Annotated in this window: 16 protein-coding genes; 12 read left to right on the top strand and 4 right to left on the bottom strand. The window is 66.8% G+C overall.

Going from position 1 to position 12288, the window contains the following annotated elements; translation table 11 throughout:
- Position 1 precedes the first annotated feature (1 nt).
- Complete coding sequence (gene panC, locus KV697_RS15210) at positions 2-847, bottom strand: pantoate--beta-alanine ligase (RefSeq protein ID WP_219018916.1); 846 nt, start codon at positions 845-847, stop codon at positions 2-4.
- A 75-nt stretch (positions 848-922) separates the two neighbouring features.
- Here panC and KV697_RS15205 point away from each other — a divergent pair, with 75 nt between their 5' ends.
- The 3 genes from KV697_RS15205 to pgmG are packed head-to-tail and all read left to right on the top strand — an operon-like array spanning position 923 to position 3382.
- Positions 923-1738: a division plane positioning ATPase MipZ gene (locus KV697_RS15205; protein ID WP_219018915.1), complete on the top strand. Its 816-nt coding sequence runs from the start codon at positions 923-925 to the stop codon at positions 1736-1738.
- Positions 1735-2004: a J domain-containing protein gene (locus KV697_RS15200; protein WP_219018914.1), complete on the top strand. Its 270-nt coding sequence runs from the start codon at positions 1735-1737 to the stop codon at positions 2002-2004. The genes KV697_RS15205 and KV697_RS15200 overlap by 4 nt, the downstream gene beginning before the upstream one ends.
- Positions 1997-3382, top strand: a complete 1386-nt coding sequence (gene pgmG, locus KV697_RS15195; protein ID WP_219018913.1) for a phosphoglucomutase/phosphomannomutase PgmG — start codon at positions 1997-1999, stop codon at positions 3380-3382. The genes KV697_RS15200 and pgmG overlap by 8 nt, the downstream gene beginning before the upstream one ends.
- Positions 3383-3511: 129 nt before the next feature.
- Here the strand turns inward: pgmG and KV697_RS15190 are convergent, their stop codons facing one another.
- Both KV697_RS15190 and KV697_RS15185 read right to left on the bottom strand, forming a co-directional pair.
- Entirely contained in the window at positions 3512-4618 is a 1107-nt protein-coding gene (locus KV697_RS15190) for a M14 family metallopeptidase (protein WP_219018912.1), read from the bottom strand.
- Positions 4619-4622: 4 nt separating this feature from the next.
- Complete coding sequence (locus KV697_RS15185; RefSeq protein ID WP_219018911.1) at positions 4623-5240, bottom strand: DUF4136 domain-containing protein; 618 nt, start codon at positions 5238-5240, stop codon at positions 4623-4625.
- Between the two features lie 188 nt (positions 5241-5428).
- Here KV697_RS15185 and ykgO point away from each other — a divergent pair, with 188 nt between their 5' ends.
- The gene (gene ykgO, locus KV697_RS15180) at positions 5429-5554 is read left to right on the top strand and encodes a type B 50S ribosomal protein L36 (RefSeq protein ID WP_003046794.1); all 126 of its coding nucleotides are present in this window, start codon (positions 5429-5431) and stop codon (positions 5552-5554) included.
- A 9-nt stretch (positions 5555-5563) separates the two neighbouring features.
- Positions 5564-6223 (top strand): HAD family hydrolase, encoded by a 660-nt coding sequence (locus tag KV697_RS15175; RefSeq protein ID WP_219018910.1) that lies wholly within the window; start codon positions 5564-5566, stop codon positions 6221-6223.
- A gap of 94 nt (positions 6224-6317) precedes the next feature.
- Here KV697_RS15175 and KV697_RS15170 read toward each other — a convergent pair whose 3' ends face one another.
- Positions 6318-6920: a L,D-transpeptidase family protein gene (locus KV697_RS15170; protein ID WP_219018909.1), complete on the bottom strand. Its 603-nt coding sequence runs from the start codon at positions 6918-6920 to the stop codon at positions 6318-6320.
- A gap of 197 nt (positions 6921-7117) precedes the next feature.
- Here KV697_RS15170 and KV697_RS15165 point away from each other — a divergent pair, with 197 nt between their 5' ends.
- From KV697_RS15165 to infA, 7 genes are all read left to right on the top strand, one after another.
- Complete coding sequence (locus tag KV697_RS15165; protein ID WP_219018908.1) at positions 7118-7831, top strand: murein L,D-transpeptidase catalytic domain family protein; 714 nt, start codon at positions 7118-7120, stop codon at positions 7829-7831.
- A 183-nt stretch (positions 7832-8014) separates the two neighbouring features.
- Complete coding sequence (gene hisG / locus KV697_RS15160) at positions 8015-8677, top strand: ATP phosphoribosyltransferase (RefSeq protein ID WP_219018907.1); 663 nt, start codon at positions 8015-8017, stop codon at positions 8675-8677.
- Positions 8674-9969: a histidinol dehydrogenase gene (gene hisD, locus KV697_RS15155; protein ID WP_219018906.1), complete on the top strand. Its 1296-nt coding sequence runs from the start codon at positions 8674-8676 to the stop codon at positions 9967-9969. The genes hisG and hisD overlap by 4 nt, the downstream gene beginning before the upstream one ends.
- Positions 9970-10102: 133 nt before the next feature.
- On the top strand, positions 10103-10381 hold the full coding sequence (gene aac(6'), locus KV697_RS15150; protein WP_219018905.1) for an aminoglycoside 6'-N-acetyltransferase: 279 nt from the start codon (positions 10103-10105) through the stop codon (positions 10379-10381).
- Positions 10382-10546: 165 nt separating this feature from the next.
- A complete protein-coding gene (gene nusB, locus KV697_RS15145; RefSeq protein WP_219018904.1) occupies positions 10547-11002 on the top strand; it encodes a transcription antitermination factor NusB in 456 nt (151 codons plus the stop codon).
- Positions 11003-11018: 16 nt separating this feature from the next.
- Positions 11019-11924, top strand: coding sequence for a thiamine-phosphate kinase (thiL, locus tag KV697_RS15140; RefSeq protein ID WP_219018903.1), 906 nt, complete (start codon positions 11019-11021; stop codon positions 11922-11924).
- 141 nt (positions 11925-12065) lie between these two features.
- Positions 12066-12284 carry a translation initiation factor IF-1 gene (infA, locus tag KV697_RS15135; RefSeq protein WP_007403889.1) on the top strand — a complete coding sequence of 73 codons (219 nt, stop codon included), beginning with the start codon at positions 12066-12068 and terminating at the stop codon, positions 12282-12284.
- Positions 12285-12288: the final 4 nt, after the last annotated feature.

The raw sequence follows: 12288 nt of genomic DNA, 5'->3' as shown, positions 1-12288 counted from the left end.
CTCATGACGGGTCGGTGACAGCGATATTATCGATCAGTCTGGTCGATCCCATACGTGCGGCGGCGACCAGCCTGCACGGGCGACCGACATTGCAATCGAGTGAAAGTGTTACCGCGTCGACCAGCTCGACATAATCGACCTCGAATCCGGCAGCGGTCAGCGTCGCGCGGGCATCGGCCAAAATGGTCGCCACTTCCTCACCGCGCCCAATGGCGCGCGCCGCGACGCCCAGCGCCCGCGGCAGGGCGACCGCCTTGGCCCGCTGCTCCTCGTCGAGATAGATGTTGCGCGACGACAGGGCGAGGCCGTCATCGTCACGCTGGGTGGGCACGCCGACCACGTCGATGGGGAAGTCGAGATCGGCGACCATGCGGCGGATCACCGCCAGCTGCTGGAAATCCTTCTCGCCGAAATAGGCGGCGTCGGGGCCGACCTGGTTGAACAGCTTGGCGACGACGGTGGCGACTCCGTCGAAATGGCCAGGGCGCGATGCGCCCTCCAGCCCTTCGCTGACGCCGTCGACGCGGATCGAGGTCGCATGCCCCTCCGGGTACATCACCTCGACGCTCGGCATCCACAGCAGGTCGCAGCCCGCCTCGGTCAGCATCCGGATGTCGGACTGCTCGCGCCGGGGATAGCGGCCAAGATCCTCGCCCGCGCCGAACTGCTTGGGGTTCACGAAGATCGACGCCACGACCTTGGTGCCCGGCCGCTTCGCCGCCTCGATCAGCGCGATATGCCCGGTGTGGAGCGCGCCCATGGTCGGCACCAGCGCCACGCGCGCGCCCTCGGCCCGCAGAGCGGCGAGCGCCTCGACCAAGGCTTCGCGATCCCGAATGACTTGCACTGATTTTACCCCTCGTTCCCCACGCCGAGGGCTTCTATGTAGGGTGGCAACGGGGATCAATAAGGAAGCGACGAGTTGCCGGAACGGCTATCTTCAACGCACGTGATTGTCTTTGCCAATGAAAAAGGTGGCACAGGCAAATCGACGACGGCGGTTCATGTGGCGATCGCGCTGGCCGCCAAGGGTGCACGCGTCGCGTGCCTCGATCTGGATCATCGCCAGCGGACGGTCGGCCGCTATCTCGACAATCGGGCCGAGACGATCAAGCGCACCGGGCACAAGCTGCCCATGCCCATCCATGCGACTCACACCAGCCAGACGGAGGAAGGGTTCGAGGAGCTGTGGTTCGGCCTGTCGCAGGACGCCGACTTCCTGATCGTCGACACGCCGGGGCGCGACGATCACTTCGCGCGCACGGCGGCGGCCCTGTCCAACACGCTGGTCACGCCGATGAACGACAGCTTCGTCGACTTCGACCTGATCGGACAAGTCGACCCGGAGACATTCCAGGTGACGCGCCCCAGCTTCTATTCGGAGCTGATCTGGGACGCGCGCAAGCAGCGGGCGCGTGCCGACGGCACCACCATCGACTGGGTCGTGCTGCGCAACCGGCTTCAGCATATCGAGGCGCGCAACATGCGCCGCGTGTCGGATGCACTGGTCGACCTGTCGCGCCGGGTCGGTTTCCGCGTCATCCCGGGGCTGGGCGAGCGCGTCATCTATCGTGAGATGTTCCCCAACGGCCTGACCATGATCGACGCCAAGGAATTCGGCGCGATGGGGCTGGGCCATGTCGCCGCGCGGCAGGAACTGCGCGAAATGATGGCCGCGCTGCAACTGCCCGAGGCGGGGGCCGAAATGGCTACCAAAGAGGCAGACGCCGCCGCATGAAATGGCTGATCGCGCTGGCGGTCATCTGGCTGGTGTGGCGCTATATGCCGCGCCCGGCCAGGCCGAAACCCGCGCCCCGGCTGCCGCGTGACGAGGCGGATGCGCTGGCGATCCTGGACCTGCCGCCGGGCGCGGATGCCGAGGCGATCCGCCAGGCGCATCGTCGCCTGATCGGGCAAGTCCACCCCGATCGCGGCGGCTCGGCCGACCTGACGCGGCGGGTCAACGCCGCGCGCGACCTGTTAATGGCGCGCCGCGATGGGTGATCGGGGGGCTGAGCGGATCGCCGCGATCCACCCGAGCGCCTGCCGCGAATACGACGTGCGCGGCACCGTGCCCGAGACGCTGGACGAGGGCGCCGCCTATGCGGTCGGTCGCGGGTTCGCGACGCGGGTACGGCGGGCGGGCGGCGCCCGCGTCGTGGTCGGGCGCGACGGACGGCTCAGCTCACCGATGCTGGAGGCCGCGCTGGTCGACGGGCTGACCGACAGCGGCGTCGATGTCGTGCGCATCGGCCTTGGCCCGACGCCGATGGTCTATTTCGCTGAAGCGACCCTAAAGGTGGACGGCGCCGTACAGGTAACGGGCAGCCATAATCCCCGCGACGACAACGGCTTCAAGATGGTGCTGCGCCATCGCCCCTTTTTCGGCGAGGATGTCCAGGACCTGGCCCGCATGGCGGCGGCACGCGACTGGACTGAGGGCGCGGGTACGGTCGAGCAGGTCGACATTCTCGACGCCTATGTCGAACGGCTGCTGGCCGGCTATGGGGGCGGCGAATACCGGATCGGCTGGGACTGCGGCAGCGGCGCGTCCGGCCCGGTCATCGAAAAGCTGGTCCAGCGCCTGCCGGGTGAGCATCACACGCTGTTCACCGATGTGGACGGTCATTTCCCGCATCATCACCCCGATCCGACGGTCGAGGCGAATTTAGACGCGCTGAAGAATCTGGTCGCCGCCAAGCAGCTCGATTTCGGATTCGCTTTCGACGGCGATGGCGACCGGATCGGCGCGGTGGACGGACGGGGCCGGGTCATCTGGGGCGACCAGATATTGATGCTGCTGGCAGGCCCTGCCCTGACCGAGCATCCCGGCGCGCCGATCGTCGCGGACGTGAAGGCCAGCCAGGCGCTGTTCGACCATATCGAGGCGCTCGGCGGCCAGCCGGTCATGTGGAAGACCGGCCACAGCCTGATGAAGACCAAGATGCTCGAAACAGCCGCTCCGCTAGGCGGCGAGATGTCGGGGCATATGTTCTTCGCGGGCGAATGGTACGGCTTCGACGATGCGCATTACGCCGCGATCCGGCTGATTCGCAGCGTCCGTCTGGCAGGTCGCTCGATGACCGAGCTGCGCGGTACGATGCCCGCGATGGTCGATATTCCCGAGACGCGAATCGTCGTGCCGGAGGCGGACAAGTTCGCGCTTGTCGAGCGCGTGGCGGCGGCGCTGGCGCGTGACGGGGCGGACATCAACCACACCGATGGCGTCCGGGTGCGGACGGCGGATGGCTGGTGGTTGCTCCGCGCGTCCAATACGCAGGCCGCGCTGACCGTGCGCGCCGAGTCGGGGGATAGCGCCGGACTGGAGCGGGTTTTGGCGGAAATGGATGGCTATCTCGCGGCGGAGGGGGTGCGGCGATAGCGTCGGGCGTGGCCTTCGACTTCGCTCAGGCTGAACGGGTGTCGGGAATCCGCTCCAAACTCCGTTCAGCCTGAGCGAAGTCGAAGGCCAAGGGAAACCCTCTCCCAAGGGCTTCCCCGCCCGCACGGATCAAATCTCCCCGATCATCTCCGACAGCACCTCCAGGCACGCCACGCCCAGCTTGGCCGAACGCTCGCCGGACCAGCCATGGACGCGGTCCGGATTCGGGGCATGGTCCTTGAACGGCATTTCCAGCGTCACCGACACCGCACCGAACCGCTCGGCGAGCTGGTTGGTCGACATGGCGAGGTTCGCATTGCCCGCGCTCGACTTCTCATAGCCCATCTGGGTCTGGAAATCGGGCGTATGCGCGGCGAGGCGGCGGCCGAATTCATAGAATTTGGCGCCATGCTCCTCGGTCCAGCTGGGAATCCCCTCGAACCCGGCGATGAAGTTCGCCGGAATCGCCTCGTCGCCATGCGCGTCGATCGCGAAATCGACGCCGGTCTGGTCCATGCGGTTGCGCACGCACAGCACTTCGGGACTGCGCTCGGGGGTCGGCTCATGCCATTCGCGGTTGAGGTTCACCCCCGCCGCATTGGTGCGCAGATGCCCGCGCCGCGTGCCATCGGGGTTCATGTTGGGCACGACATGGACGGTCGCCGCCGCCAGCAGCGACTCGGCCGCCGGGCTGGTCAGCCAGTCCAGCGCGCCCTCCATCCACCATTCGGCCATCGATTCGCCCGGATGCTGGCGGGCATAGAGCCACACCTGCTTGGGGCCGGAGCCAAGGCGGAAATAGTCAATCGGCTGGCCGTCCAGCGTCTGGCCGATCTCTTCGTGATGAACGCCCCGCGCGGCGATTCGCGCGATCAGGTCGCTGTGCCGCTCCATCGTGTACGGCTCGAAATAGGCGAACCAGGCGAGGTCCGACTCGCCCGTCCACTGCCATTCCAGCACGCCGTCGGCATAGGTCGTCGGCGTCATTCGCCATTCCCGCCGGTCGGTCGAGGCGCGGACATGGTAGTTCGGCCAGCCATCGGGAAAGGCCGAATCCGCGCCGTTCAGGATGCGGAAGGTCAGCGTGCGCCCCTTCGCCCCGCCGACGCGGAAATAGAACCACTGATAGAAGTCCGAATCCTTGTCCTTGACGATTTCCAGGTCGACCCGGTCGCCTTCGATCGCCACCACGCGGATGTTGCCGCCGTCGAAGGACGCGTTGATGGTCAGCGTCATCGTCTTACTTCACCTCGATCGTGCGGCCCGATTCGCCGGGGAATTTGGTGAACAGCGCATCGGCGAGCTTGGCGGCCTGCGCCTGCGCGTCCAGCTTGGCCAGCGTCTGAACCGGCGCGATGTTGCGTGCGCTGCCTTCCCAGATAGGCGACTGGTCCATGCGGCGCTTGATCTGGACCGACAATTCGGTGCCGATGATCTCCTGCGGCTGGCTCTTGCCGATCGGGAAGCTCAGCCCCCCGCCCAGCCCGACGCCACCGCCACGACCGCCCGAGAAGCTGCCGCCCCCCAGACCGATCGAGAAGGGCGAGGGACGCGGCGGCCCCAGCCGGTTGGCGCGGGTGAAGGACACGGTCGCGATATAGTCGGGCTGCGCATCGCCCTGGGGCAGCGTATAGCCATTGCGCAGCAGCGCGGTCTCGACCGCGGCGGCATAGGTCTTGAACTCGATGCTGGCCGGGCCGGTGTTCGACAGCGGCTCGACCCGGATGGTCCCGCGCGCGATCGGCTCGCCCAGGTGATAGCGGATCACCTCGGTCGGCGGCAGACGCCCGCCCGTGGTGGAACAGGCGGCCAGCGTACCGGCGGCGGCCGCGAGGATCAGGAGCGAGCGGGCTTTCATGCGTTGAAGACACCTTAAAGGATGTTACGGATGGGCAACGCATGACATATGAGGGATGATCCGGTGGCGGAAGAGGGCGCGGCGATCATGACCCATCCGTCATGCCGGAACCTTGACTTAAGCGCCGGTTGCCACTAGGCGGCGACGCTTTCCAGATCACCCTCCAGTTCAAAAGAAGCGAATCGATCATGAAGATCCGCAATTCCCTGAAGTCGCTCAAGGATCGTCACCGGGACAACCGCGTGATCCGCCGTCGCGGCCGCACCTATGTCATCAACAAGACCAACCGTCGTTTCAAGGCGCGCCAGGGCTAATCAGCCCTGATGCCGATCGAATCGAACGTGGCGGGCGAACGGCTCGCGACGCACGCCGATCGGCCGACCGCCGTCATCTTCGACGTCGGTCGTGTGCTTTACGACTGGGATCCCCGGATCCTGTATCGGCGCCTGATCGCGGACGATCGGGCGCTCGATGCATTTGTGCGCGACGTCGTTACCACCGAGTGGCATTTCCAGCATGATGCGGGCCGCGACTTCGCCGACACCTCGGCGGAGCTGATCGCGCTGTACCCGCAGCATCGGGAACTGATCGCCGCCTGGGGGCCGCGCTTCAGCGACAGCATCGGTGATCCGATCGCCGGGATGCACGAACTCGTCGCCGAACTGGATGCGGCGGGCGTGCCCCTGTTCGCGATTACGAACTTCAGCCACGAATTCTGGCCGCCCTTCCGCGCGCGCGAATCGGCGCTGTTCGATCGCTTCCGTGATATCGTGGTGTCGGGCGCCGAAAAGCTGGTGAAGCCCGATCCCGCCATCTACCGCCTCGCGCTCACCCGATTCGGGTTGGAGCCGGGGCAGGCGGTATTCATCGACGACAACCGCGCGAATATCGATGCGGCGGCGGCGCTGGGAATGCATGCGCTGCACTTTACCGATGAGGCGACGTTGCGGCCGCAGCTTCGGGCTTTGGGATTGGTGGCTTAGGCCTTCGCGTGGCCTTCGACTTCGCTCAGGCTGAACGGAGCTTGATACTAAACCCCGTTCACGCTGAGCGTAGTCGAAGCGCAAGGGAACAACCTCACCGCGACAGTGACGCCAGCTGCGCCTGATTCGCCTGGCTCGCCTCTGTTTCCAGCAGCATCGGATCGAGATGATCGCCGACCATCTGGTCGGTGACGATCACGTTCGTCCCCACCGAGGTGATCGAAAACAGCTTCTTGGCAAAAGCGGCGGGCAGTCGGATGCAACCATGCGAATCGGGGAAGCCCGGATTGTTGCCCGCATGGAGCGCCACACCGTCCCAGGTCAGCCGCTGCATGAACGGCATGGGCGCCGCGTTGTACAGGTTGCTGCGGTGCATCTCGCGCTTCTGGAGGATCGGGAAAACGCCCGTGGGCGTGTCCTTGCCATCCTTGCCGGTGGACACGGTCGCCGCCGCGATCATCGTGTCGCCGCGATAGACATAGGCACGCTGCATCGGAATGCTGACAACCACGGTCACCGGCTGGGTGACCGGATCGGCCTGCACCGTCGACGGATCGGCCCAGACGAATCGGTTGGGGGCGAGTGCGGCCGCGGCCTGCGCCACGGCGATGGTGCCGGGCCCGTCCTCGGCCAATGCCGGTGCGGCCAAACCCAGCGTCGTCGCGCCCAACAGGGCGGCAAAAGCGAGAGCCTTCATATCCCTTTTCCTTGGCGAGTTCACAAATTCTTAAACACGTCAAGCGACTATTGGTGCCGAACGAAAATTTTTGCGATGACGCGGAACTTTCGCTGAATCGATGGAACCAAGCGATCAACCGATGGGGTGATGGGCAGAAAAATGGCCCAACCTTTGCTACATAGGTGTCGCGGGATTTCTGGGGTTGAAGGACCAAAATGCACGATAATCTGGACGCGGCGCCGGGTCGGCGCGCGCTGCTTAAGAACGCGCTGGTGCTGGCCGGGGCACTGGCGGTTCCGGGGGCTGTGGCCGCTCGCGAACGGCTGACGGCGGGCGATCTTCGCCCGGTGCGCCAGCCCCCGATCCCGAGCCGCCCGACCGTTCCGGCGGTGCCGCAGGCGATCCTGGCCTCGTCGCGGGTCGTCCGCCCGGCGCTGCTGCGTCAGGCGATGGCCTCGCTGCAGAAGCATGGTTCGCAGGTGCGCCAGCGCGACCGGATGGCGATCGTCGATTTCGCGGTCGGCTCGTCCGAACCGCGCCTCCATCTGGTCGACCTGATCAGCGGCAAGAGCACTTCGCTGCTCGTCTCGCACGGCAGCGGCTCGGATCCGTCGCACAGCGGCTATGTCCAGCGTTTTTCCAACGCGTTCAACTCGAACGCCAGCAGCGAGGGCGCCTTCCTCACCGACAATTATTATGTCGGCAAGCATGGCCGGTCGCAGCGCCTGATCGGGCTGGACCCGACCAACGACAATGCGCTGGGCCGCGCGATCGTGGTGCATTCGGCCTGGTACGCCAATCGCGATATGATCAAGACGCATGGGATGCTGGGCCGCAGCCAGGGCTGCTTCGCGGTCGGCGAGAACGACTTGGACCGCGTGTTCGCCAATCTCGGCCCCGGCCGGATGATCTACGCCGCCAAGGTGTAACGATCTCAAATCCTCCCCGGCACGGGGAGGTGGCAGGCCGCAGGCCTGACGGAGGGGGCCATCCACACAGGGCGTACCTTGCGGGACGCCCCCTCCACCACCGCTTCGCGGCGGTCCCCCTCCCCGTACCGGGGAGGATAAGAATTGCGATCCCCGGTGGCGGGGGTTAAGCCCCCGATCCTCATGGTCCAGCCGCTCATCATCGCCGTCCCCAAGGGACGCATCCTGGCCGAGGCGCTGCCGCTGCTCGCCGCCGCCGGCATCCGGCCCGAAGCCGCCTTCACCGACAAGGACAGCCGCGCGCTGCGCTTCGCCACGGATGTCCCCGGCATCGAGCTGATCCGCGTCCGCGCCTTCGACGTCGCCACCTTCGTCGCGCATGGCGCGGCGCAGCTGGGCATCGTCGGGTCGGACGTGCTGTCCGAATTCGGCTATTCCGAGCTTTACGCGCCGGTCGACCTGAAGATCGGCCATTGCCGCATCTCGGTTGCCGAGCCTGCCGCGATGGCCGAGAGCGACGATCCGCGCGGGTGGAGCCATGTCCGCGTCGCGACCAAATATCCGCACATCACCAGCCGCCACTTCGCACGCCGCGGGGTCCAGGCCGAGTGCGTCAAGCTGAACGGCGCGATGGAACTGGCCCCTACGCTGGGCCTGGCGCCGCGCATCGTCGACCTAGTGTCGTCGGGACGGACGCTGAAGGAAAACGGGCTGGTCGAGGTCGAGGTGATCGAGGAGGTCACCTCGCGCCTGGTCGTCAACCGCGCTGCGATGAAGACGAGGGGCCAGGTCGTGCCGCTGGTCGAGGCGTTCCGCCGCGCGGTGGCCGAGAGGGAAGCGGCATGATCCGGCTGAACACGCAAGATGCTGGCTTTGCGGCCGCGTTCGACGAACTGGTCGATGCCCGCCGCGAGAGCGACGCCGATGTCGCGCGCGACGTGCAGGTCATCCTGCGCGCGGTCCGCGACGATGGCGAGGCGGCGGTGGCGGCCTTCACCAAGCAATTCGACGGGCACGACCTGGCCGAGACCGGCTGGCGGATCGAACCGGCGGACTGCCGCGCGGCCTATGAGGCGCTGGAACCGGAACTGCGCGCCGCGCTCGACCTCGCCGCCGCGCGTATCCGCGCCTATCACGAGAAGCAGAAGCCGACCGATACCGACTATGTCGATCCGCAGGGCGTCCGACTGGGCGCGCGCTGGACGGCGGTGGATGCCGCCGGGATCTATGTGCCCGGCGGGCGCGCGGCCTATCCCTCCTCGCTGCTGATGAACGCGATCCCCGCCAAGGTGGCCGGGGTCGAGCGGCTGGTCATGGTCACGCCGACGCCCAAGGGCGAGATCAACCACCTGGTCCTGGCCGCCGCCCATCTGGCGGGCGTGGACGAGGTATGGCGGATCGGCGGTGCGCAGGCCGTGGGCGCGCTGGCTTACGGCGCAGGGAGAATCCAGCGGGTCGATGTCGTCACCGGCCCCGGCAATGCGTGGGTCGCCGAGGCCAAGCGGCAGGTCTATGGCATGGTCGGCATCGACATGGTGGCGGGGCCGTCCGAGATCGTCGTCGTGGCGGACGGCAAGAACGACCCCGACTGGATCGCCGCCGACCTGCTCAGCCAGGCCGAGCATGACACCGTCACCCAATCGATCCTGTTCACCGACGATGCCGACTTCGCGCAGCGTGTTGCCGAAGCGGTCGACCGGCAGATTCCCGAGCTGGCCACCGCCAGCGTCGCGCGCACGGCATGGGATGCGAACGGCGCGATCATCGTCGTCGATTCGCTCGAGGCCGCCATGCCGCTGGTCGACCGGCTGGCGCCCGAGCATCTGGAACTCGCGGTCGACGATCCGCAAAGCCTGTTCGACCGGCTACGCCATGCCGGGTCGGTGTTCCTGGGCCGCCATACGCCCGAGGCAATCGGCGATTATGTCGCGGGGCCGAATCACGTCCTGCCAACCGGCCGCCGCGCGCGCTTCGCCAGCGGGCTGTCGGTGCTCGACTTCATGAAACGGACCAGCTTCCTGGGGCTGACCGAGACGGCGCTGAACGAACTCGGCCCCGCCACGGTGGCGCTGGCCCATGCCGAGGGGCTTCCGGCGCATGCCAAGTCGGTGGCGCTGCGGTTGCGGCTCAACCGGTGATCGTCACGCCCGCCGCGCCGGAGCATCGGGAAGGATGGCTGGCGTTGCGGGTGGCACTCCGGGGCGCGGAAGCAGGCGAACCGGGGGAGTTGCCGGAGGGAGACGGAATTTCGTCGCGCTCGTGGATGACCGAGTGATCGGTTTTGCCGAGGCGGCGATCCGGCATGATTATGTGAATGGCTGCGACACGTCGCCGGTGCTGTTTCTGAAGGGCTTGTTCGTCGATCCCGACCATCGCCGACAGGGCGTCGCCGGGGCGCTGGTCGCGGGGGTGGCGGAATGGGGCCGGGCGCGAGGATGTACGGAATTCGCCTCCGATGCCGAACTGGACAATGGCGACTCGCACGCCATGCACCGGGCGCTGGGGTTCGTGGAAACCGAGCGGGTGGTGTATTTCCGCCGGCAACTGTGAAAGGTTCGGCCCTTGGCCTTCGACTTCGCTCAGGCTGAACGGAGTTTTGTATCCCGCCCAGTTTCCCAACCGCCGTTCAGCCTGAGCGAAGTCGAAGGCCACGCTGAAACGCCCCCTCGCCCAAAATACGTGACGAATTGACGACAGCCCGGTAAAGGCCCGCCAATGACTCGTCCTCCAGCCCGTACCCAGGCGCGCGCCGCCGCGCGCCTTGCCGCCGTTCAGGCGCTTTATCAGCATGACATGGAACAGACCCCGCTGGCGGCGCTGCTCCACGAATTCCACAATCACCGCATCGGCGCGACGATCGAGGATGTCGAATATGCCGATGCCGATATCGATTTCTTCGACGACATCGTGAAGGGCGTGCAGGCGCGCCTGGGCGAAATCGACGTGATGATCGAGGGCAAGCTGGCCAAGGGCTGGACGCTGAACCGCCTCGACAAGCCGATGAAGGCGATCCTGCGCGCCGGGACCTATGAGCTGATCGCGCGCCATGACGTGCCGGTCGGCGCGGTCATCAGCGAATATGTCGATGTCGCGCACGCCTTTTATGAGAAGCGCGAATCGGGCTTCGTCAACGGCCTGCTCGACGCGATCGCCAAGGTCGCGCGGACCTGACGGCCCAACCGCCCCGATGACCGAGGCGGAGTTCATCGCCGCGTTGCGCCGGATGCCGCTGCATCCCGGCGCGCGGCACCTGGTCGACGACAGCGCGGTGATCGACGCCGGGCCGCTGGTCGTCACCACCGACACGCTGGTCGAGGGCGTGCATTTCCTGCCCGACGACCCGCCTGGCGATGTCGCGTGGAAGCTGGTCGCGACCAACCTGTCCGACCTCGCCGCCAAGGGCGCGCTGGTCGAGGGGGTGTTGCTCAACTATCCGCTGGGCGACTCGGCTTGGGACCGCGCCTTTCTCGACGGGCTGGCGGCGGTGCTGACGCGCTTCGACGCCCGCCTGATCGGTGGCGACACCGTGTCGAAGCGCGGACCACGCACCCTGACCCTGACCGCCTTCGGCCGCGATGCGCCCGCGCCGTCGCGCGACGGCGCCAGAGCGGGCGACGGCCTGTGGGTCACCGGCACGATCGGCGATGCCGGACTGGGGCTAACCATCGCAAGGGCCGGCCACGGGCCGCTTCCCCTGCGCGAAACCTACCGCCGCCCCGTGCCGCGACTGGCCGAGGGCCGTGCGCTGGGGCCGGTGGTCCATGCGATGATGGACGTGTCAGACGGCCTGCTGATCGATGCGGGCCGCATGGCGCGGGCGAGCGGGCTGGCGGTGAGCATCGCGATCGATGCCATCCCGCTGTCCGATGAGGCACGCGCCTTTGGCGGCGATGACCGGGCCGCCCGCCTGGCGGCCGCGACCGCCGGAGACGATTACGAACTTCTCTTCGCCCTGCCTCCCGACACCGCGCCGCCGGTCGCCGCCACACGCGTCGGATACTTCTCGGCGGGCGAGGGCCTGACGCTGTATGATAGCACCGGTCCGATCCCCCTTCCCCCGCGCCTGGGTTTCGAGCACGATCCGACCCGTTGAACCCAGTGCTTCACGGCCTTGTCATTGGCGAGAATCACCCCATATCCTGGGTTGATTCGGCGCGCCTTTCCTTTTGAAGCCATTGCGGCTATGGCGGCGCCTCTTCGACATACCCTATAACACGACGAACCGAGGTATTTTTTGGCCAAGGAAGAACTGCTCGAGATGCGCGGCCGCGTGGTGGAACTCCTCCCCAACGCGATGTTCCGCGTCCAGCTCGAGAATGATCACGAGATCCTGGGGCATACGGCGGGCAAGATGCGCAAGAATCGCATCCGCGTGCTGGTTGGCGACGAAGTGCTCGTCGAGCTGACGCCGTACGACCTGACCAAGGGCCGGATCACCTACCGCTTCAAGTGAGCGA

It is taken from the genome of Sphingomonas sanguinis (assembly GCF_019297835.1).
Taxonomy (GTDB): domain Bacteria; phylum Pseudomonadota; class Alphaproteobacteria; order Sphingomonadales; family Sphingomonadaceae; genus Sphingomonas; species Sphingomonas sanguinis_D.
Note: the sequence above shows the minus strand (reverse complement) of the source record. Positions and strands in the feature narration are given on the sequence as shown.